At 37.8% G+C, this 19,866-nt stretch carries 20 protein-coding genes; 5 read left to right on the top strand and 15 right to left on the bottom strand.

The window, feature by feature from the left end; genetic code table 11:
• Positions 1–65: 65 nt before the first annotated feature.
• From FH508_RS00830 to FH508_RS00795, 8 genes are all read right to left on the bottom strand, one after another.
• Entirely contained in the window at positions 66–860 is a 795-nt protein-coding gene (locus tag FH508_RS00830) for a transporter substrate-binding domain-containing protein (RefSeq protein ID WP_139859991.1), read from the bottom strand.
• A 474-nt stretch (positions 861–1,334) separates the two neighbouring features.
• Positions 1,335–1,697 (bottom strand): Na+/H+ antiporter subunit G, encoded by a 363-nt coding sequence (locus FH508_RS00825; protein WP_228134308.1) that lies wholly within the window; start codon positions 1,695–1,697, stop codon positions 1,335–1,337.
• Positions 1,675–1,959, bottom strand: coding sequence for a Na(+)/H(+) antiporter subunit F1 (locus FH508_RS00820; RefSeq protein WP_228134307.1), 285 nt, complete (start codon positions 1,957–1,959; stop codon positions 1,675–1,677). Before FH508_RS00820 ends, FH508_RS00825 begins: the two co-directional genes overlap by 23 nt.
• The gene (locus FH508_RS00815; protein ID WP_139860088.1) at positions 1,959–2,441 is read right to left on the bottom strand and encodes a Na+/H+ antiporter subunit E; all 483 of its coding nucleotides are present in this window, start codon (positions 2,439–2,441) and stop codon (positions 1,959–1,961) included. The genes FH508_RS00820 and FH508_RS00815 overlap by 1 nt, the downstream gene beginning before the upstream one ends.
• The gene (locus tag FH508_RS00810) at positions 2,441–3,946 is read right to left on the bottom strand and encodes a Na+/H+ antiporter subunit D (RefSeq protein WP_139860090.1); all 1,506 of its coding nucleotides are present in this window, start codon (positions 3,944–3,946) and stop codon (positions 2,441–2,443) included. The genes FH508_RS00815 and FH508_RS00810 overlap by 1 nt, the downstream gene beginning before the upstream one ends.
• Complete coding sequence (locus FH508_RS00805; protein WP_139860092.1) at positions 3,939–4,277, bottom strand: Na(+)/H(+) antiporter subunit C; 339 nt, start codon at positions 4,275–4,277, stop codon at positions 3,939–3,941. The genes FH508_RS00810 and FH508_RS00805 overlap by 8 nt, the downstream gene beginning before the upstream one ends.
• A 3-nt stretch (positions 4,278–4,280) precedes the next feature.
• Positions 4,281–4,703: a Na(+)/H(+) antiporter subunit B gene (locus tag FH508_RS00800; protein WP_139860094.1), complete on the bottom strand. Its 423-nt coding sequence runs from the start codon at positions 4,701–4,703 to the stop codon at positions 4,281–4,283.
• Entirely contained in the window at positions 4,693–7,104 is a 2,412-nt protein-coding gene (locus FH508_RS00795) for a Na+/H+ antiporter subunit A (RefSeq protein WP_228134306.1), read from the bottom strand. Before FH508_RS00795 ends, FH508_RS00800 begins: the two co-directional genes overlap by 11 nt.
• Positions 7,105–7,745: 641 nt before the next feature.
• On the opposite strand from FH508_RS00795, the gene FH508_RS00790 reads away from it, so the two are divergent.
• A complete protein-coding gene (locus FH508_RS00790) occupies positions 7,746–8,432 on the top strand; it encodes an adenine nucleotide alpha hydrolase family protein (protein ID WP_139859854.1) in 687 nt (228 codons plus the stop codon).
• A 149-nt stretch (positions 8,433–8,581) separates the two neighbouring features.
• On the opposite strand, the gene FH508_RS00785 is transcribed toward FH508_RS00790, so the two are convergent.
• Positions 8,582–9,787 carry an MFS transporter gene (locus tag FH508_RS00785; RefSeq protein WP_139859856.1) on the bottom strand — a complete coding sequence of 402 codons (1,206 nt, stop codon included), beginning with the start codon at positions 9,785–9,787 and terminating at the stop codon, positions 8,582–8,584.
• Between the two features lie 117 nt (positions 9,788–9,904).
• Here FH508_RS00785 and FH508_RS00780 point away from each other — a divergent pair, with 117 nt between their 5' ends.
• A complete protein-coding gene (locus FH508_RS00780) occupies positions 9,905–10,630 on the top strand; it encodes a DUF421 domain-containing protein (protein ID WP_228134305.1) in 726 nt (241 codons plus the stop codon).
• An 18-nt stretch (positions 10,631–10,648) separates the two neighbouring features.
• Here the strand turns inward: FH508_RS00780 and FH508_RS00775 are convergent, their stop codons facing one another.
• The 6 genes from FH508_RS00775 to FH508_RS00750 all read right to left on the bottom strand — a co-directional run bounded on the left by FH508_RS00775 (position 10,649) and on the right by FH508_RS00750 (position 15,311).
• Positions 10,649–11,362, bottom strand: coding sequence for a CBS domain-containing protein (locus FH508_RS00775; protein WP_228134304.1), 714 nt, complete (start codon positions 11,360–11,362; stop codon positions 10,649–10,651).
• Positions 11,363–11,760: 398 nt separating this feature from the next.
• Positions 11,761–12,543: an ABC transporter permease gene (locus tag FH508_RS00770; RefSeq protein ID WP_228134303.1), complete on the bottom strand. Its 783-nt coding sequence runs from the start codon at positions 12,541–12,543 to the stop codon at positions 11,761–11,763.
• Positions 12,540–13,433: an ABC transporter ATP-binding protein gene (locus tag FH508_RS00765; RefSeq protein ID WP_228134302.1), complete on the bottom strand. Its 894-nt coding sequence runs from the start codon at positions 13,431–13,433 to the stop codon at positions 12,540–12,542. The genes FH508_RS00770 and FH508_RS00765 overlap by 4 nt, the downstream gene beginning before the upstream one ends.
• Positions 13,430–13,630, bottom strand: a complete 201-nt coding sequence (locus FH508_RS00760; protein WP_228134301.1) for a PLDc N-terminal domain-containing protein — start codon at positions 13,628–13,630, stop codon at positions 13,430–13,432. The genes FH508_RS00765 and FH508_RS00760 overlap by 4 nt, the downstream gene beginning before the upstream one ends.
• A 275-nt stretch (positions 13,631–13,905) precedes the next feature.
• Complete coding sequence (locus FH508_RS00755; protein ID WP_228134300.1) at positions 13,906–14,343, bottom strand: protein-tyrosine phosphatase family protein; 438 nt, start codon at positions 14,341–14,343, stop codon at positions 13,906–13,908.
• Between the two features lie 17 nt (positions 14,344–14,360).
• On the bottom strand, positions 14,361–15,311 hold the full coding sequence (locus tag FH508_RS00750) for a carbohydrate kinase family protein (RefSeq protein ID WP_228134299.1): 951 nt from the start codon (positions 15,309–15,311) through the stop codon (positions 14,361–14,363).
• A gap of 1,227 nt (positions 15,312–16,538) precedes the next feature.
• On the opposite strand from FH508_RS00750, the gene FH508_RS00745 reads away from it, so the two are divergent.
• From FH508_RS00745 to FH508_RS00735, 3 genes are all read left to right on the top strand, one after another.
• Positions 16,539–17,102 (top strand): GNAT family N-acetyltransferase, encoded by a 564-nt coding sequence (locus FH508_RS00745; protein WP_139860554.1) that lies wholly within the window; start codon positions 16,539–16,541, stop codon positions 17,100–17,102.
• Positions 17,103–17,120: 18 nt separating this feature from the next.
• On the top strand, positions 17,121–18,017 hold the full coding sequence (locus FH508_RS00740; protein ID WP_139860556.1) for an EamA family transporter: 897 nt from the start codon (positions 17,121–17,123) through the stop codon (positions 18,015–18,017).
• Between the two features lie 180 nt (positions 18,018–18,197).
• A complete protein-coding gene (locus FH508_RS00735) occupies positions 18,198–19,304 on the top strand; it encodes an extracellular solute-binding protein (protein ID WP_228134298.1) in 1,107 nt (368 codons plus the stop codon).
• Positions 19,305–19,866: the final 562 nt, after the last annotated feature.

Here is a 19,866-nt window from a genome sequence, read left to right as displayed (position 1 = left end):
CTCTTTTCCTTTTAGTGAAATGGACAAGCGATAGCCCTATATAGAGCTATCGCAGTTCAATTAAATTATTCAGCTTTTTCTAACCATTTTTCTTCAAGCTGTTGAATTTTACCTTCATCAGCTAGTTCTTTTAATGCTTTGTTAATTTTATCTTTTAAATCGCTATCTTTTTGAACAGCAATTGCTTTATGGTCTTCTGGCTGTACCTCTACAGGGAACGACGTTAACTTATCGTTTGTTTTTAAATAACCTTTAGCTACGCCGCCTTCCATGATTGCACCGTCTAAGCGTTTAGACATCATATCTTGTACGATTTCAGGAATACGTGTACGCCCTTCAATTGAAACATCTACTTTTTCAGCAATAGCTTTACCTAAATTTTCTTGAATTGAAGCAGTTTGTACACCGACTTTTTTACCAGCTAAGTCCGCTTCTTTTTTAATACCGCTATCTTTTTTAACTACGATAACTTGTTCTGTTTGATTGTATTTGTCTGAGAAATCTACGACCTTTTCTCGCTCTTCATTTGGTGTCATCCCAGAAATAACAACGTCTATTTTACCTGCTTGCAAAGCTGGAACTAAGCTGTTAAAGTCCATATCTTGAACTTGCATTTCTACACCAAGTTTTTCACCGACTAGTTTAATTAAATCAATATCAAAACCGATAATTTCTTCACCTTTAGCAGCGTCAACATACTCAAATGGTGCATAGTCTGCTGATGTCCCTACTTTTAGTACTTGTTTCTCTGCTGTATCTGAACCAGAATTTGAATTTGTTGCATTATCTTCTTTAGTGCCACATGCCGCAAGTACACCGATAACTAAAACGAGCATAAGCATGAAAATTTTATTCTTCATTTTCTAATTTCTCCTTTTTTTTCATTTTTTATTGTCTATGAGACATTTGCGTCTCGAAAATAGTCGATTGGATATTTATTCATAGAGCAGAATAAAAAATCTATCTGCTAATTAAGATATACTCTTTCAAAATAATTTTCAAGCTATACATGAAATTTTTTAACAAAATATTTTACACAGAATTTTCTAATAAATCAATGTTTTTGTATTTTTCCGTTTTTAAATTATTCTTTTTACATGTACCTTTACTATTTTCATTCTCATCCTCATTTATGCCTGTAAAACATAGGACATCTGTCAAAATGAATGCAATAATACATTTTGAAAAAGAAGTTGGACAAAATAAAAAAGTGTTAGATCGATTGCAGTCAATCTAACACTTTTTCACTTTGGAAGTTCTTCACTAAAATGAATGTAAAATTTATCTCCTCGTCGCCATACGAAAGATATAAATTTCACCACGAACTTTGCTAATTATTCGGCTTTGTCCATAAATAGCTTTGCTTTTAATTCATCCTCTCCCGAGCCCTCTGCTAAAGGTACACGAGATCGGTATGCGGCACGACATATTAAATGCCCTGCTACTGGTGCAGTTACAAATACAAAAAGTATCCCTAAAATCAATCGAACGCTAACATAGCCATCATGTATCCAAAAGTAGACAAATGCACCTAATAGACAGCTTAATACAGACAATGTCGAGCTTTTCGTCGCCGCATGTGATCGTGTATAGACATCTGGCAAGCGTATCATACCAAATGCGCTAATAACACTAACAATAGAACCAACAAGTATTAGGATGACTGCCGCCCACTCAATCATTTGATTTACGTTCAACAATCACACCTCTTTCAATATATTTTGTAAAGGCGATTGTACCGATAAACGCCAATATTCCTAAAATTAAAATGGCTTCTAAATAGGCCTTTGTTTTTAACACGATAGATACAATGGCTATCGCCGAAAGTAAGTTAATCCCTATCGTATCAAGCGCTATTGCACGATCAGGCATTGAAGGGCCTTTTATAACACGATATAGTGACAAGGCAATTGATATACTAAATAACGCAAGTGCTATTAGTAAAACTTTTTCTACCATTAGCGTGTCACCTCCATAATTGCTTTTTCAAATTTCCCTATGGAGCGAACTACGGCGTCTTTTGATTGCTCAATATCCATAGCATGAATATAGAACATATCTCCATCCTCTGAAACTTCCATCACAACTGAACCAGGGGTCAACGTTAACAATAGCGCAAGCGCTGTAATCTCCCAATCTCCATTAAGCTCCGTTTTATACGTAAATATTCCTGGTGTAATATTCAACTTAGGTGTTGTTATTTGTTTTAACACATTGTAGCTCGAGAGTAATAGCTCCCAGTTAAAAAGCCATAGTAGTTTAATAATAGAGAAAACACGGCGCAAATAAAATTGAGTACCGTAAAAGCGATGCATTGCATACAAAATTCCAATACCAACGATAAAACCCATTAAAAATGTGGAAAACTGTGGTGTAATTTCATCCTGCAACAATAACCATAAAGTGGCAATAAATAAATTTAATATAAACTGCATAGCCATTACTTATTCACCTCACCTTGCCAATTTTCGCCGTTCAACACTGCATCAATATAAATAGAGGGTGTGTGAAGCGTTTCTGCCGCATCCTTAACATATGGTGCCATGAATTCAGCGCCAATGCCTAAACCGATTGTGCAAACAGCTAGTAAAGTCAATGGCAACACTACTCGCTTAGGTAGTGGCTTTTCATCTTCAATACTAATAATAGTTTCACCAAAAAAGGATGAAAGAAAAATGCGTAGGAGTGAGTAGAGAACTATTAAGCTGGAAAAGAAACCTAATCCTAGAAGGACAAAATTTCCTCCCTCTATAGCTCCTTGTCCAATTAATACCTTGCCCATAAATCCACTTAATGGTGGAATTCCAGCGAGTGAGCACATCATGATAAAGAATAACCATCCGAAAAAGGGATAATTTCGAATAAGTCCACTCATTCTATCTATAATAGTTTCACCCGTTACATAAATCATCATTCCAACAGCTAAAAACAGCATAGCCTTTACGACCATGTCATGCATTAAATAGTATGTTACACCTTGCAAGGCAGATTCCGTACCGATAGCAAGTCCCGCAACTATAAAACCTACACCAATTAGCACGTTGTATGAAGCAATTGTTCTGACATCTCTTCCAGCAAGTGCCCCCATACAACCTGCAATTATCGTTAATCCTGCCATAATACTGAGGGTTGTATGTGTTACATCTGTATTCGTTGTAAATAATAGTGTAAATGTACGAACAAGCGCATATATACCAACTTTCGTTAATAACGCGGCAAATAATGTAGCAATAGCTGTTGGTGGTACACTATATGAACCTGGCAACCAGAAGAATAGAAGTAAACCAGCTTTTAAGCTGAAAACAATCAAGAACACAAGTCCTACTGTTGTAATGAGTGGATCAGCTCCAGCTTCCATAACACGTAAGGAAATATGGGCCATATTCAACGTCCCGACCGTTCCATATAAAAAAGCTAATGCCACTAAAAAAATCCATGAAGCAACAATATTAATAAGGACATATTTTAGCGCTTCTCGCAGCTGTATTTTGCCACCACCTAAGCTAATAAGTGCATAAGAGGCTAGTAGCATGACTTCAAAGCACACAAACAAATTAAATATATCGCCTGTTAAAAAGGAACCATTTACCCCAGCTACCATCAAAAGTACAAAAGGATAAAAGTACATTTTTTCGTAGTGCTCGCCAATTGTAAAGAAAGCGTATATTAGACAAATTGCTGCGACAATATTCGCTACTAAAACAAGCAGTACCGCAAAAGAATCGGCAACAAAGAGTATCCCAAATGGCGGTATCCAGCCACTAAAATCAATACGCATTACACCTTGTTGATGAACTTCAAGCAAAAGGACGACACTTATAATTACAACAAAGCCAAATGTACATAGACTCACAATGCGTTGTAACAAAACATTTTCTCTTAAAAACACTAGCAAAATGGCCGTAATAACCGGCACGATTAATGGTAAAACGATCATGTTACTCATCAGACGTACCTCTCAATTCATCGAATTCCCCAGTGCCGTTTGTTTTATAGGCACGATAGCCAAGAACTAGCACAAATGCTGTCACGGCAAAGCTAATCACGATAGCCGTTAAAATCAATGCTTGTGGAAGCGCATCTGCGTATGGACCTGGTGATTCACCAATGAGTGGTACATCCCCTTTTTTCAGACCGCCCATCGTTAAAATAAGTAAATGCGCAGCATGTGAAAGTACTGCTGTTCCTAGAATCACACGTAATAATTGCTTTGAGAGGATTAGGTACGTCGCTACAGCAACTAACACACCAATTAATATTAAAATTAAAGACTCCATTGGCTATTCATCCTCACTTATACTTAAAATAATCGTTACAACAACCCCTACAACTGTTAATGCCACACCAGCCTCAAAAATAGTAACAGTTGAAAAGCCCATTTTTCCAAATATAGGGACATCAATATACGTATATGTTTGAGATAAGAACGGCACATCAAAAAACAATGAACCGATGGCCGTACCTGTCGCTAATAATACCCCTAGCGCAGCTACCTTTTTAAAATCAAATGGCATCCCTTTGTGCACTGTTTCAATATCGTAAGCTAAATATAGCAGTACTATTGCGGAAGCAAGCACTAGACCCCCTATAAAGCCACCACCAGGAGCATGGTGCCCAGCAAAGAATAAGTAAATACCAAGCGTTAAAATAATAAATACGACAGCCTTTGTAATAGTACGTAAAATAACGTCATTAATTTTCATGGTCTGCCTCCTTTTTTCGCGGCTTGAGCTTTGTTAGCGTGTACACGCCTAAGCCAGCAATTAAAAGAACGACAACCTCTAGCATCGTATCAAACGCACGAAAATCCCCTAAAATTGTGTTAACAATATTCGATCCACCCGCTAAGTCATAAGCATCGTTAAAGTACAGCGCGACCGTCTCAAAACGGTCATAATGCACGACAGCTAAGCCAACTAAAGTCACTGTAGCCCCTACAAAAATGGCAATAACAGCATTTGATAACTTGACTCTTGTGCGTGACTTTTCAGGCATTAAATCTGGTAAATATTTAAAACATAACAGGAATAATGCTGTTGTCACGGATTCAACAACGAGTTGCGTAAGTGCTAAATCAGGTGCTCGGAAAATGACGAAGAAGAATGCGATTGAATAGCCAAGAACGCCGTTCAATAGCATAGCTGTGATACGTCCCTTTGCAAAGATCATCCATATTGCAGCAAACATCATCACAAATACTAATATGAGCTCATAGGACTCTACTGGGGAGTCCTTTGCAAATTCAAATGCCATTGCATCAGACCATATAAAATATCCTGCAATGAGCGCGACAAAAAATACATATATATAAACAAAATAGTGTGTTAAATTGCCTGACATATAACGATTAGTAAGCTTAATAGAGCTTTTTTCACTGAACTCTATAAGGCGATTATAGTAAGTATTGAATGTATAGTTTGGTGAAAAGACACGATATAGTGGCTTCCAGCTTTTTAATGTTTTAAATAAAATAATACCGATAATAATTACGCCAGCGGTCATTAACAATTCAGGATTAACACCGTGCCATGCAGAAATATGTGGTGTTAACTCACTAGCAGATGGGAATGTTGGGTAAATACTTGCCATTGCAGGCTCTAAAATATAATGGCCAAGGACGTTTGGAAAGAAGAAAATTGCCACTACTAATAAACAAAGTACGATTGGCGAAAGGAGCATCCCAATCGGTGCTTCATGTGGCTTTTTGTCCAACTTAGCAGGCTGTAATTTACCGAAAAAGGTATGAGCAATTAAAATCATGCTGTAAACAAACGTAAAAATACTTGCGACCCATGCCACAATAGGGAATAACACACCCCAACTATCCATAGAAAAGATACCGACCTCACGAATTTGCAATACTGCAGTAAAGAACATCTCCTTACTTAGGAAACCATTAAATGGTGGTAACCCCGCCATTGATAATCCGCCTATGACAGCTATAGTAAATGTCACGGGCATTAACGCCATTAAACCACCGAGACGACGGATATCGCGTGTTCCAACTTCATGATCGACAATACCGACCATCATGAATAATGCCCCTTTAAATGTGGAGTGATTAATAAGGTGGAACAATGCAGCAAAGCTCGCCTGTGTATAAATAATGGAACTTTCAGCATAACCAAAATAATGCCCTACGGAGCCAAGTCCAAATAAGCTCATAATTAAGCCGAGCTGACTAACTGTTGAAAATGCCAGTAATGCCTTTAAATCTGTTTGACGTACAGCATTGAACGATCCCCAGAACAATGTTAAAAGACCAATGCCACTAACGAGCCAGAACCAGATAGCCTCACCTCCAAATACTGGAGAAAAGCGAGCAACTAAATAAATCCCTGCTTTTACCATTGTAGCTGAGTGAAGGTAGGCACTAACAGGTGTTGGGGCCTCCATCGCATCTGGCAACCAAATATGAAAAGGAAATTGTGCTGATTTAGTAAACGCACCTACTAAAATTAACAAAAGCGCTGGAACGAATAATGAATGATCTCGAATTACCTCAACATTAGCTACGATGTCACGAATACTAAATGTTCCCGATGCTACATATAGCATTAGAAAACCCGCAAGCATAGATAGACCACCGAATACAGTAATAGTCATTGCTTTTCGTGCACCAGCACGTGAAGCTTTACGATGATGCCAAAATGCAATTAACAAAAATGAAGATACACTTGTTAATTCCCAAAATGTATACAGCACCATTAAATTATCTGAAAAGACGACGCCGAGCATAGCGCCCATGAAAAGTAATAAGTAGCAGTAAAAATGATGAAGAGATTCTTTCGTTGACAAATAAAAAATTGAATATAAAATAACTAAACTACCTACACCTGTAATCAGCAAACCAAAAATAATGCTGAGCCCGTCGAGATATGTCGTGAAGTTTATATCAAAAGAGGGAATCCACTCATATGTATGAATAAATGTTTTACCCTCGGCAATTTGAGGAATGTACCGTGCGAGTAAAATAAACAATATGATTGGAACGGATAAAACAAACCAGCCTAAATGTACAACACGCCTTAGTCGCCTATATAGCAAGGGGATTAGAGCGGCACATACAAATGGTAAAAGTATCGCAATGAGAACTGTAACCAAATGAAAACCTCCTACAATCAAATTCGTCCAGCGACTTCGCGTCCTAGATTTTGTAATTTTAGGTGTGCATGATACAGCTATTAGTTCATAGATGCATACTATAAACCAACTCCTAAATTATTCCTTACAAAATCTTTGACAACCGCCAGTGCTTTAATGTTGCTCAGTCAGCATTTGAATGCCTACTGAAAAATATAAGCCTGCTATGCCCTTCTTAAAGAAAGTAGATAGAAGACAAAAAGTTGAATGAACATATCAGAACTCTTCTAAATTTGGATGTTATCTGTACTAATTGATGTGCATACCGAACATTCAACATACCTTAGGCACTTAATAAATGTTTCAGTGCATCAACACTTGACTATCCATTTAACTCACTGCATAATAATGTGGCATATGGAAGCTATTCATTTAAATGCACACTATGCATAAACAAAACAATTTTAGAACATGGAGATAAGCCGAATTCCTTGAGGGTTTCCCGTATATCGTCATTAACTTTTTATTCACTTTAAAGTATACAATATAAATAAGCATAATGCACTGTAACAGCCTTCATTTTAGCTGTTTTAGGATATTTTTTTCATAATATGCAGTACAAATAACAAAATAACAATAGGATAAAGAGGTGTATATTTTTAATGAAGCATGTTAAAGGGAGATTAGACGAAAGTATTTTAGTTTGTGTCTACTATGGGCTAAATGGGGAACGCTTAATTCGCCGCGGTCATAAAATGGCCATGATGCTCGATTGCCCACTCTATATTCTTTCGGTCGATTCACAACCCATCGATGCCTTTGATGCTGAAAAATCTGGTTATATCGAACAGTGGAAAGACCTAGCGGAAGAACTTGATGTTGAAAAATTCATTTTACTAGATAACGAAAAACGTCCTATCCAAAAAGTCATTGCTGAAGTGGCAAAAAATTATGGCATTTCTCAAATCATTGTCGGTCAAAGTGCACAAAGTCGTTGGGAGGAAATAACAAAGGGCTCCTTCCTGAACGTCCTATTAAAAGAGGTTCCTTTTGTAGATTTCCACATTGTAGCTGTCCAACGTCCCACGGAAGATGACACCTATGATACATATGAAAAAGGTGTACGTGCCTATTTAATTAAAGATCAGGACAATTTTAAAGTAGCCTTTACTTGTCCGCGCCATGTTTCAATCGAAGGGATTTTCTTTAAGGAAATTGGCACTGATTTTGATAATGGGATATTCAAATTCACTTACAACGATAAAATGCATGAGATTCATATTACAGAGGGCTTGGTGAATGATAAAGAAAAGTTACCTGCTGAATTTACATCTCCATTACAACAATAGTTTGTAGTCACCTAGAAGGGCGACTTGGATTTTGTATTGCAGCGGCAAAGGGATTAAAGTGAAGGGCCAGAAAGAAGCCGTTTAACGGCATTCTTCCCAGTTTAATTATACACCTAGCTAACACGCCTCCTATAGCGAGGCGTGTTTTTTTACAAAGCAGATGCAGGTTTATCTTTCGGTAAGAAAAATGCTACTAATAATAACAAGGGCAATAATGAAACGATTAACATCGTGAAATCAATCCCTTTATGGTCCATTAATACTCCAATGACAATTGCTCCAATTGCCCCCATACCAAACGCAAAGCCAGTCGTTAATCCCGCCATTGTTCCAATTTTAGTTGGCACAAGTTCTTGTGCATAAACAACTGTTACAGAGAAGCTAATCATAATTAATGTGCCGATAATAATTAAAAAGATTGTCGCTGTCCATAATGGTACATAGGGCAATGCTAAACAGAATGGCATTGGCACAACAACAGAAAGTAAAATTACATTTTTTCTCCCAATACGGTCGGATAATGATCCCCCAAAAAATGTGCCAACAACTCCAAAAGCCATAAAAGTAAAAATTAAAATTTGTCCAAGACGCAAACTAACATTGTAGTGATCCATTAAATAAAAAACATAAAAACTTGTTATATTCGTTGTATAAAATGATCGTGCAAAAATAATAGTAAATAATAATGTTAAGGCGATTCCCACTTGTTTCTTTGTCAGTGGAGGCAAAGATGACACTAAAGTACGTTTTTTCTTGGATAGACGTTCTTGCTCCAATTGCTTTTTATACCAACTGGCTATCTTGCTCAATAACAGAATTCCTATCGTTGTTGCGACTAACACAAAAGCGGCTCCACGCTGTCCAAAAATGTCCAGGATGTAAGCACTAATTAATGGCGCAAGCGCTTGTCCAGAGTTTCCACCCACTTGGTAAATTGATTGTGAAAGACCTCTTTTAGAGCCTGCCGCCATAAATGAAACTCGTGAACCTTCTGGATGAAATATCGCTGAACCAAAGCCTAAAAATAATACGGCTATAATAATTACCCAGTACTGCGTTGTGAAAGCTAAAATGGCAATCCCTATAAATGAACTAATCATACCTATAGGCAATGCGTATGGCATTGGTTTCTTATCGCTGACATAACCTACAACTGGTTGCAGAGCTGAGGCAAACATGTTTAATACAAACGAAATAAGCCCGATTTGCGTAAAGGTCAAACCGAGCTCACTTTTCAAAATCGGAAACATCGCAGGTATAACAGATTGCATCGTATCATTGATAAGATGGGCAATGGCAATAGCAATCATAATCGGAAAAACAGGGTTGTTAGAATTCTCTATTTGTTTGTTCATGCTACTACCACACTTCCTAAATTTTTTGAAATCATTAATTAATAAATGATTGTCGCATACAATTCCACTTTTTGCACAAGCTAGTTCTCGATAGCAGTTCAAAGGAGTTGAATTTGTATGACATATGATGAATTTTTTCACGCGAATGTTTGGGAAATGGTTGTGAGGGCTTCCCTTTCCTTTTTTGCACTACTCATTGTTACACGATTGCTAGGCAAAAAACAGCTAGGTCAGCTTACATTTTTCCACTATACAACAGGTATCACATTTGGGTCCATCGCTTCAGAAATTGCGGCACAATCTGAGACACCATTTTTAGAAGGACTTATTGCGCTAATTTGGTGGAGCGTTTTGACGTATCTCATGACCGTTGTAACCATTAAATCTAAAAAAGCACGTGTGCTAATTGACGATAAGCCTACTATCCTTATTCAGAATGGCCTTATTTTAGAGTCGGGATTAAAGAAAAATCGCTTGCATATGGATGAGTTAACGATGATGTTACGAGAACAATCCGTATTTTCCGTTCAAGATGTCCAATATGCCCTATTAGAAACAACAGGTAATTTAAGCATATTGCTGAAGCCAACAGAACAGCCTTCAACAAAACAAGATATAAAAGCCGATGTCACACCACCAACTTATTTACCAACAGAAGTAATTTCCGATGGACAGCTTATTAAAGAAAATATTGTAGAACTTGAGTTGACTGAAGATTGGGTAATGAAAAAGCTGAAAAAACAAAATGTCCAATCCTATGAAGATGTTTACTTTGCACAAGTTCAAACGAATGGTTCCTTATACATTAGCCTGAAAGATAAAGCAAGACGATCAAGCCCTTAATAGCTTGTATCGTCTTGCCTATTCTATTTTCATAATATCTAATGGTGTAATTATGCCAATCAACTTTTGGTGTGATCTCCCATGCTCCGTAATCAATAACGCCTCAAAACGTTTTCCTCTTTCCACACCTTGTTTAAATATTTCTTCTGCTTCATAAATCGTTATGTATCTACTCACAAATTTGTAATTCACTCTATTTTTTTCGTGCAATAATATATCATGCAATGTGGGAACTTGTTTTGGCACATGGTTACCTCCCATTACTGATGCAAGCCAATTTGTAATACCCACAGTCGTGACAAGACCTTTAAATTGGGCTTTATTATATACAGGAAACTGTGTAAACTTCCGTTGACGAATAACTTTTAATACATGCTTTAAGGAATCGTTTTCTTGGAATACAAGCACCCTTTTTCGAAACATTTGTCCTACTAGAGTGGGCTTAGCAAGCGTCGCATCCATATATTCAATGCGCTCTACTACATCTACGTGAGGTTCTGCTATTACATACTCCATAGATGTACGATGATGGACGATTGCATTGCGTAAATCTGCATAGGAGCGCAAATCATCCTCATATTTACGTACTAAAACATCCTTTTTTTTCGCCTGATCCACGAGCCGATAAAAAGGCATAAAGTCTTTCGCACCAATAATATCTCTTAGCCGATGGTCAATTCGATTAAAGGCTGTGAGAAAGCGATCGGAATTTTGTATAGTCAATCTTATCACCTACTCTCATAGCAAGATTTTATATTTTTTAAGTTATTTGACAAATCAGAAGTTATAGCTACATTATATTCCTAAGTTATGGATATTCCAAGAAGAGTTCGTACATATCTGACATTCTAAAGCGTAAAAAATCCACTTCGTTTCTGTGGGCACACTGTAAGCCGCAACCCTCTCTTGCGCGCGGTTTGTTGCGTCTTCCATTGCGTGCGTTCCCACAGGAGTCTTCGTGGATTTTTACTTGGATATATAAAATAACCTACTCGCTGTGCCTTTTGGACACATATATGACCAGTTTCATATGTTGCTCTTTACTTTTTATCGGCTTCCTCATGCGTAAAAATCCACTTCGTTTTCTGCGGGCTCGTTGTAGGCCGCAGAAGTAAAGTGGATTTTTCTCGTTATATTTTCGCCATCGATGCATTCTTTTTCATAGAAAAGACACCTAAACAAATACAAATAATTATAAGAACTATTGTTATCGATAGGCTCCACCAATAATTAGACATCTCCATCGTTCCACGAATTAGCTCAACGCCATATAGTGGTAACTTCCACGGAGAAATTGTCCAAAATGTACCTACAAGCCCATCAATAATTTGACCTCCAAAAATTAAAATAAAGGCGCATGTTGTTGCTACTACTGTTTTAAACATCGCACTCATCATCAGTGTTATTGCTAAAACAAATAACACCCATATAAAATACGTGCAAACACTTGCTATAAGAGTCCCTACCTCAAATGTTCCATACAACACAACTGTGTAATAAACACTTGCCGTAAATCCTGCTACGATACTTACTAAGCCTACTGTACTGATAACTAAAAACTTACTCATAAAAAAGGCTCCAAATGAAATAGGTCGTACATACAATAGAGTTGCCAAACCATTTGAGCGTTCCTTGCTAATGGAGCCTACAAAAGAAGCCATAAGCACGAGTAAGCCGATTAATTGAAACTGACTTATTGTAGATAATATTAAATCAGCAGGTACTAATTCTGGCATCAACATTTCAAAACCTTCAGGCATATTGCCTACAGCATCTAGAATATCCTTCATATAATAATTGGCTAGCGGTTCACTCATCCCTAAAAATGCAAAAACAAGTGGAATCCATAAAAACTTTCTACTACGCCACGCTTCACGATATTCTTTTTGAAGTAGTACGGTAATTCCACTCATGCTCTTTTCGCCACCTTCATGAAAATTTCCTCAAGCGTCGCCGTTTGACGTGCTACGTTTCGCACTAAATAGGGATAAGCAGTAAGGCGTTCAAGTACTTGTTGCATGCTCGGTTCTTCATTTTGCATCGCTACGTATACATAGCAACCGTTAACTGTACACTTAAATGTAGAGTGATTCATAAAATGCTGTGCTTCTTCCACTGTACTAAATTCAACGACATACGCTGGCTCATCAAAACGTTGGCGCACTTCAAGTAATGTTCCCTGTTCCACAAGTTGACCATTACGCAAAAATAATAGCTGGTCAGTCATTTCCTCAGCATCATTCAAAATATGTGTTGAATATAAGATTGTCGTTTCCTGCTGTAAACCTTTTAATAAATCGAGCACTTCTCTACGACCAACAGGATCTAAAGCAGAGACAGGTTCATCTAGCAGCAGTAATTTAGGCTTATGAACAATTGCCTGGGAAATACCTAAACGTTGCTTCATACCGCCTGAAAACGTCGCAATCTTTTTATGAAGGTCATTTCCTAGGCCTACAAATTCTAATGTTTTTTGAGCTTCTTGTTTTGCCTTTTTTGTAGGAACACCACTTAACCTCGCCGCCATTTCAGTAAACTCTAGCGCACTTAGCCAAGGCTGAAACTGTGGATATTGAGGTAAAAACCCAATATTTGATCGCAAATCTCCGCCCAACATTTTAACACTACCTAAAGATGGCTTTAATAAGCCTGTTAACATCGATAAGGTCGTTGTCTTCCCTGCACCATTTGGTCCAATTAACGCTGTTGATGTATGTTCTTCTAACGTAAAATCAATGGCATCTACTACTGTTTTTTCAGCAAAACGCTTCGTCAAACCCGTTACTTGTAGTATTGTGGTCATGATTGTTTTCTCCCCGCGATAAAGTAAGCAACAGGTCCAAGTAGATTAATAAATAATATAATAAATACCCATAAAATTTTCGGTCCATTCGTTGCATGAATTTTTCGAAGATCAATTAAAGCAATAATCATTAAAATAATTTGCACCCCGATTATTGGCGCTATAACCGCCCAAGGGATTTTAGCTAACTCCTCCATGTATATACACCTCACCCTTTTGTTCTAATTTAACTATAACAATTTTGTTCTAATATGTATAGAACAAATTCAAGAGCCAAAGTTTTCAAAAGTATTTTGTTCCGAGTCATTCGCTTTCCATATAGCACTGACACTGCCAGTAAGCACACGTTGCTAACGCTAAATATACGTTTCGTATAAAATAAAAAATGCCCACCATGAAACATGGCAGGCTACATTTATACATATCGATTCGTTTCAATTGAACAAAAAGAGGTACCTTTTTATTCATAGCATTATTTTTCATATAACTTTTTTAAAGCAGTTGCCATATTTGGTCGTATCGTTACTTGTGGGCGTGCCTTTTTAACGGCTAATTGTGCTGACTCAAGCGAATTTGATAAGCCCAGTTCCATTAACACAGCAGTTGCTGCTACACCAGCTCGTCCACCGCCACTTCCACAGTGGAAATAAACCTTCTGTCCTGATTCATAAGCAGAGACTATTTTTTTCGCAACCTTTTCAATAGACTGAGCTACTTCTACTTCTTCATCAGCGATAGGCATATGGTTGTAATTATAGTGCGCTGCTTGCTGTTCTTGTGTTGTTAAACCATTTACTCGAACATCAATTACAACATCTACCTTCTCATTGATATAAGCAGCCTGTGCATCTTGCACACCGCCAAAAAATAATCGATCTTTTACTAACACATCATAGTTTTTTTCCATCATATGCACGCCCCGAACTTTTATTTCTCTAATAAATGTTTAATATCTTCATAATAAGGTAGCGCTGTTAGTGCTCCTGCCTTCGTCGCTGCAAGGGCACCTAGTCGATTGCCAAAGCTCACACAGCGTACAAGCTCTTCTACAGTTGTCGGTAAACCGTTGTAATGGACATCGCGTAATACACCCGCCATAAATGCATCACCCGCACCCGTAGTATCTACTGGGACAACTTTTTCTGTTGGTACGTGAATAACTTCACCGTTTAATACGGCATATGTCCCCTCTTCGCCAACTGTTACTAAAATAATCGGTACTAAGAAACTGTTTAGCTGCTCAATGCCATCTTCTAAATTAGTTGTCTCCGTTAAGAAAAATAATTCATCATCTGTTACTTTCAAAATATCTACATTTTCAAAAAATGAAGTAATGGTTTCCCTACAAACTTCTTCGCTGCTCCAACGTAATGGGCGAATATTAGCATCCATTGCAATAATAGCACCTTTTTCCTTTGCCTTTTCGACAGCGGCTCTCGTAGTTGCTAATGCAGTTGGATGAAACATTGTACCTGAGCACACAATTAATGCAGAAGCATGTTTAAAGGCAGCCTCATCTAATTGTGTAGCTTCAACTTGTAAATCTGGCGTCTCATCGACATAATCTTTGAAAATTCGCTCACAAGCTTCTGTTAAATGCACATAAACTCCACTTACACGTTTTGCAGGATCAAATACTGCAAAATCAAGGTTAACACCTTCTTGTGCAAGACCATCGCGAACAAATTGCGAACCTTCGTCATCACCAGTAATAGTAATAAGTGCAGATGGAGCACCAATACGGCTAATGCCAGCAGCAACATTTACCGTTGCGCCACCCATATATTTAGTAAAAGATCTATTCGTTACATCATCAGCAATATAGTCAATAAAAGCATCTCCATAGACTAAAATAAAATCCTTATCTTCCTTTGTCATTGTTGTCCCCCCGAGAATCTAGTCCTTATAGATTAACACGAAAGTTGATTTCCTATAAAGTTTTAAACTTTCGGAAAAATATCAAATGAATTAGTCCATACGGTTTTTTTCGACCTTATTCGCTAAAATCCGTTAAACAATTATGAACAATATCGCTTAAATAAATGCATCCTAAGTAAATCGCCCACTATAACAAATTCGATGACATGAATCTATTCTTTCAATCGTTATAAAATAATCTACCGTATAGAGGGCTTTTCTAGAGTAAAGGTTGATTTCCGCTACGGTCGGACGCTTTCCGCGGGCACAATGTAAGCCGCAACCCTCGCTGACGCGCGGTTTGTTGCGTCTTACATTTTGTGCGTTCCCGCAGGAGTCACCGCCCTCCGCTACAATCAACTAGTGTTAGCTACTATATAAATGCTATTTTCTTGGCTGGACTTGAAGTACTGATTAAATCCGTCACGCGTTCCCACAGAAATCTACCGTGTAGAGGGCTTTCTAGAGTAAAGGTTGATTTCCGCTACGGTCGGACGCTTTCTGCGGGCACAATGTAAGCCGCAACCCTCGCTGTTGCGCGGTCTGTTGCGTCTTACATTTTGTGCGTTCCCGCAGGAGTCACCGCCCTCCGCTACAATCAACTAGTGTTAGCTACTATATAAATGCTATTTTCTTGGCTGGACTTGAAGTACTGATTAAATCCGTCACGCGTTCCCACAGAAATCTACCGTGTAGAGGGCTTTCTAGAGTAAAGGTTGATTTCCGCTACGGTCGGACGCTTTCCGCGGGCACAATGTAAGCCGCAACCCTCGCTGTCGCGCGGTTTGTTGCGTCTTACATTGTGTGCGTTCCCGCAGGAGTCACCGCCCTCCGCTACAATCAACTAGTATTAGCTACTAAATAAATGCTATTTTCTTGGCTGGACTTGAAGTACTGATTAAATCCGTCACGCGTTCCCACCTATAGGATTCCCCCGCCTACGTTTTTAGCTAATGAGAGTGATGCGCTGACTCCCGCTCAGAATGATGCATAGTAGGAAGCAATAAACCGCATGCTACCGAGGAGTGCTGTATGCAGTTGACCGAGCGGAATGCGTCGCTTGCAACGCAAAACAACGCCATTATTAGCTAGACTTATTTTTTTAAAAGTAAAGTAGTGAATATTTCAAAAGCTTGAGACATCATCTATCTTTGTTATACTTGCCTAAGAAAGGTAGGGATTTTGACAATGAGTATTATAATTCGACAAGCGCAACCTCAGGATGCTCAATCCGTTGTGCCACTAATTATTGATGCGATTGGTGATATTGCCAACCGTTTAACAGGAGAACAAACAGCTTCAAAGATTGAAGAGGAACTGACAGTGCTTTTCAAGCGCGAAGATAACAGACATTCTTATTTAAATACTTTTGTGGCGGTTGAAGGTGAGCAAATATTAGGTACACTTGTTTACTACAATGGTGAACAAGCCATTCAAATGGATGCCAATCTCGTAAAATGGCTTGAAGAAAAAAATGCCCCTTCTATTACTATCGATAAAGAGGCTCATGAGGATGAATACTATATCGATACAGTTTGTGTAGCGCCAGAGGCTCGTGGTAAAGGAATCGGTACAATGTTAATTCAATTCGCTATCGAGCAAACTCAAGAACGAGGCTTTACAAAATTATCATTAAATGTAGAAACACAAAAAGAAGATGCTCGTCGCTTATATGAACGTATGGGCTTTGTTATTACTGAACCATGGTCTATCATAGACGAACCATTTCATCATATGGTGAAACAGATTTAGGATGTGGAATAATTACGCATGAAAACGAATTTAATTTACCCTCTATTGATCGTCATCGCTTCTAGTAGCTATGGCATTTTATCAACAATTGTCAAAGTTGCTATGCAGCATGGCTTTACATCATCAGAGGCGGTATCAAGCCAGTATATTATTGGCTTTATGCTAGTTGCAACAATCTTTATCATAACGCAAAGACAACTACCGAAACTTTCAAAGAATGGCTTACTTATTTTAGTCAGTGCAGGGATTTTCACAGGTATTACTGGTATTGTCTACGGAGAATCATTAAAATATCTACCTGCCTCTCTTGCCGTCGTGATGCTCTTTCAATTCACATGGATTGGTTTATTGTTAGACTGCGTTTTCCATAAACGACTGCCAAGTAGACCAGAAGTAATTTCCATTATTGTTTTATTTGCAGGCACTATTTTGGCTGCGGGTGTATTGAATGTCGATTTAAGCGGTATTGCAATACAAGGTTGGCTATTTGGGTTAGCTGCTGCATTTACCTTTGCATGCTTTATCCAATTTAATTCTCGCCCCGTTGAAGGGATTACAACGACATCAAGGGTTCTAATTGTTTCCTTTGTTGCTCTTATTATGATCAGCATTTTCCTAAACCCTGAAATTGCATGGAACGGCAAATTATTCACTGAAGGGCTATGGAAATTCGGACTAGCACTTGGACTTTTCGGTATTATTTTACCGATTTATTTATTTTCAATTGCAGTACCAAAAGTTGGTGGTGCACTCGCTTCAATTTTAAGCGCCATTGAACTCCCTGTTGCTGTAACGGTTTCCGTTATTGTACTGCATGAATCACTTACATTATTACAAATAGTTGGCATCATACTCGTAATACTGGGCATGTTGCTTCCTACTATGCTTGCTAATCGCAAAATTACAGCTCCTTAAAAATGGACCTATCCATTTTTAAGGAGTTTTTTTTTCACACATATATCATTGATAATCGACATTTTTTTGGATTATGATAATAATAACGTTAGAATTTTTTAATTATTCTAACATTAATACTTTATTTAAGTATTATACTGCACTATGTAAGCAACTCACTATAGGAAGGGGAAGATGATTATGAAAAAGACACGTATTTTCGGATTTTTTCTTGTGCTGATGCTTATCGTTTTAGCTGCTTGCAGCAATAACGACGATAAGGATTCGACAAAAGATGCCACAAATGGCGACAATGCCTCTGACTCAGAAAAGGCAGATGACAACGCATCTCCATCTGGCAAACTGGTCATTTACACAGGACGCGATGAGGAAATGGTGCAAGGCGTAATCGATCAGTTTAATGAGAAGTACCCGGACATTGAAGTGGAGTTTTTAACAATGGGAGCTCAGCAAATATTAGAGCGTCTACGCGGTGAAAAAGCAAATCCTCAGGCGGACTTCTGGTGGGGTGGTACCCAATCTGCATTAATGGTTGGCGCTAACGAAGATTTACTGCATACGTGGCAACCGAGCTTTATCGAAACAATTGATGCCAATTATAAAGATAAAGAAGGTCGCTGGTTCGGTGAAATGCTTTTACCCGAAGTAATAATGATTAATAGCGACTTACTAACAAAGGAAACAGGCCCACAAGATTGGGATGATTTATTAGATCCAAAGTGGAAAGATCAAATTTTAATTCGCGGCGTATTAGCTTCGGGAACAATGCGAACAATTTATTCCTCAATGATTGTTCGTCAAGATGCTACTACACCTGACAAGGGCTACGATTGGCTATTAAAATTAGATGCGAATACGAAAGAATATACGCAAGACCCGAATGCACTTTATTTAAAGCTCACACGTCAAGAAGGCAGTGTTTCTTTATGGAATTTACAAGATATTTTATTAAAGAAATATACAACTGATTATCCGTTCGATTACATTTATCCGAAGAGCGGCGCACCTATTTTAGTCGATGGCGTTGCAGTTGTTAACAATGCTAAAAACTTGGAGAACGCCAAATTGTTCGTAGAATTTTTATTTGAAAAAAATATGGTGACAAAATTAGCGAATGACTACTACCAAATTCCAACACGCTCCGACATTGACCAAGCGGCAATGCCAGAATGGTATCAGGAATTAGATTTAAAAACATTTGATATTGATTGGCAGCTTATGGCGGAAAAAGAGGCAGAATGGATGGAGCACTGGGATACAAACATTAAAGGCAGAGGAAAAAAATAGTGCCAGGCACTCAAACAATTTCCAAACAATTCGGAAGCACATCCATCGTAAGTCGCAACACCCTTCTTTAACACGAGGGCTGCGGCTTACAATGTGCCCGTGGAAAGTGCTACACATAACGGCAATCAACTTTTTGTAATCGAAAATTAACCTTGTCTAATTTTATAGTAATTTGTCTTTTCTGATTTTTCAGTTTATAATAATTACAATTAACCTTAAGCATAGGGATTTTTATAAAAGGTTTTGAGAGGTAGCGTATTGAAAAAATAGAACTGACTGCTCATCAAAAATATGATTATATAGATATGAATTAAAATAAATCCTAAGCATTGGATTAAAAATTAAGTAATTTAATATCCTCTTTTAGAACTTATAAATGTAAAAATTACATTATTTATTATAATTTCTTAAAGGGGTTTTTTAATTTATCTTTTAATTACATTCCCTTCTTAAATGAAGCACATTTCATTTATTTAGACATAGAGACCCGTTTATTTTTTGTAGTCATCCCTTGTCAATTGATGAATAAGTGACCGTATCATTTTAATCGGAGTATAAATAA

It is taken from the genome of Lysinibacillus sp. CD3-6, from assembly GCF_006351725.2.
GTDB lineage: Bacteria > Bacillota > Bacilli > Bacillales_A > Planococcaceae > Lysinibacillus.
This window is presented reverse-complemented; position numbering and strand designations above follow the sequence as displayed.

What these genes read in the sequence shown, in the direction of transcription:
- FH508_RS00755 (WP_228134300.1), bottom strand. Translation starts at nt 14,343, where the DNA reads ATGATGGAAAAAAACTATGATGTGTTAGTAAAAGATCGATTATTTTTT.
- FH508_RS00785 (WP_139859856.1), bottom strand. Translation starts at nt 9,787, where the DNA reads ATGAACAAACAAATAGAGAATTCTAACAACCCTGTTTTTCCGATTATG.
- FH508_RS00805 (WP_139860092.1), bottom strand. Translation starts at nt 4,277, where the DNA reads ATGGAGTCTTTAATTTTAATATTAATTGGTGTGTTAGTTGCTGTAGCG.
- FH508_RS00740 (WP_139860556.1), top strand. Translation starts at nt 17,121, where the DNA reads ATGAAAACGAATTTAATTTACCCTCTATTGATCGTCATCGCTTCTAGT.
- FH508_RS00750 (WP_228134299.1), bottom strand. Translation starts at nt 15,311, where the DNA reads ATGACAAAGGAAGATAAGGATTTTATTTTAGTCTATGGAGATGCTTTT.
- FH508_RS00790 (WP_139859854.1), top strand. Translation starts at nt 7,746, where the DNA reads ATGAAGCATGTTAAAGGGAGATTAGACGAAAGTATTTTAGTTTGTGTC.
- FH508_RS00735 (WP_228134298.1), top strand. Translation starts at nt 18,198, where the DNA reads ATGAAAAAGACACGTATTTTCGGATTTTTTCTTGTGCTGATGCTTATC.
- FH508_RS00760 (WP_228134301.1), bottom strand. Translation starts at nt 13,630, where the DNA reads ATGGAGGAGTTAGCTAAAATCCCTTGGGCGGTTATAGCGCCAATAATC.
- FH508_RS00820 (WP_228134307.1), bottom strand. Translation starts at nt 1,959, where the DNA reads ATGGTAGAAAAAGTTTTACTAATAGCACTTGCGTTATTTAGTATATCA.
- FH508_RS00830 (WP_139859991.1), bottom strand. Translation starts at nt 860, where the DNA reads ATGAAGAATAAAATTTTCATGCTTATGCTCGTTTTAGTTATCGGTGTA.
- FH508_RS00810 (WP_139860090.1), bottom strand. Translation starts at nt 3,946, where the DNA reads ATGAGTAACATGATCGTTTTACCATTAATCGTGCCGGTTATTACGGCC.
- FH508_RS00745 (WP_139860554.1), top strand. Translation starts at nt 16,539, where the DNA reads ATGAGTATTATAATTCGACAAGCGCAACCTCAGGATGCTCAATCCGTT.
- FH508_RS00770 (WP_228134303.1), bottom strand. Translation starts at nt 12,543, where the DNA reads ATGAGTGGAATTACCGTACTACTTCAAAAAGAATATCGTGAAGCGTGG.
- FH508_RS00765 (WP_228134302.1), bottom strand. Translation starts at nt 13,433, where the DNA reads ATGACCACAATACTACAAGTAACGGGTTTGACGAAGCGTTTTGCTGAA.
- FH508_RS00800 (WP_139860094.1), bottom strand. Translation starts at nt 4,703, where the DNA reads ATGAAAATTAATGACGTTATTTTACGTACTATTACAAAGGCTGTCGTA.
- FH508_RS00780 (WP_228134305.1), top strand. Translation starts at nt 9,905, where the DNA reads ATGACATATGATGAATTTTTTCACGCGAATGTTTGGGAAATGGTTGTG.
- FH508_RS00815 (WP_139860088.1), bottom strand. Translation starts at nt 2,441, where the DNA reads ATGGCTATGCAGTTTATATTAAATTTATTTATTGCCACTTTATGGTTA.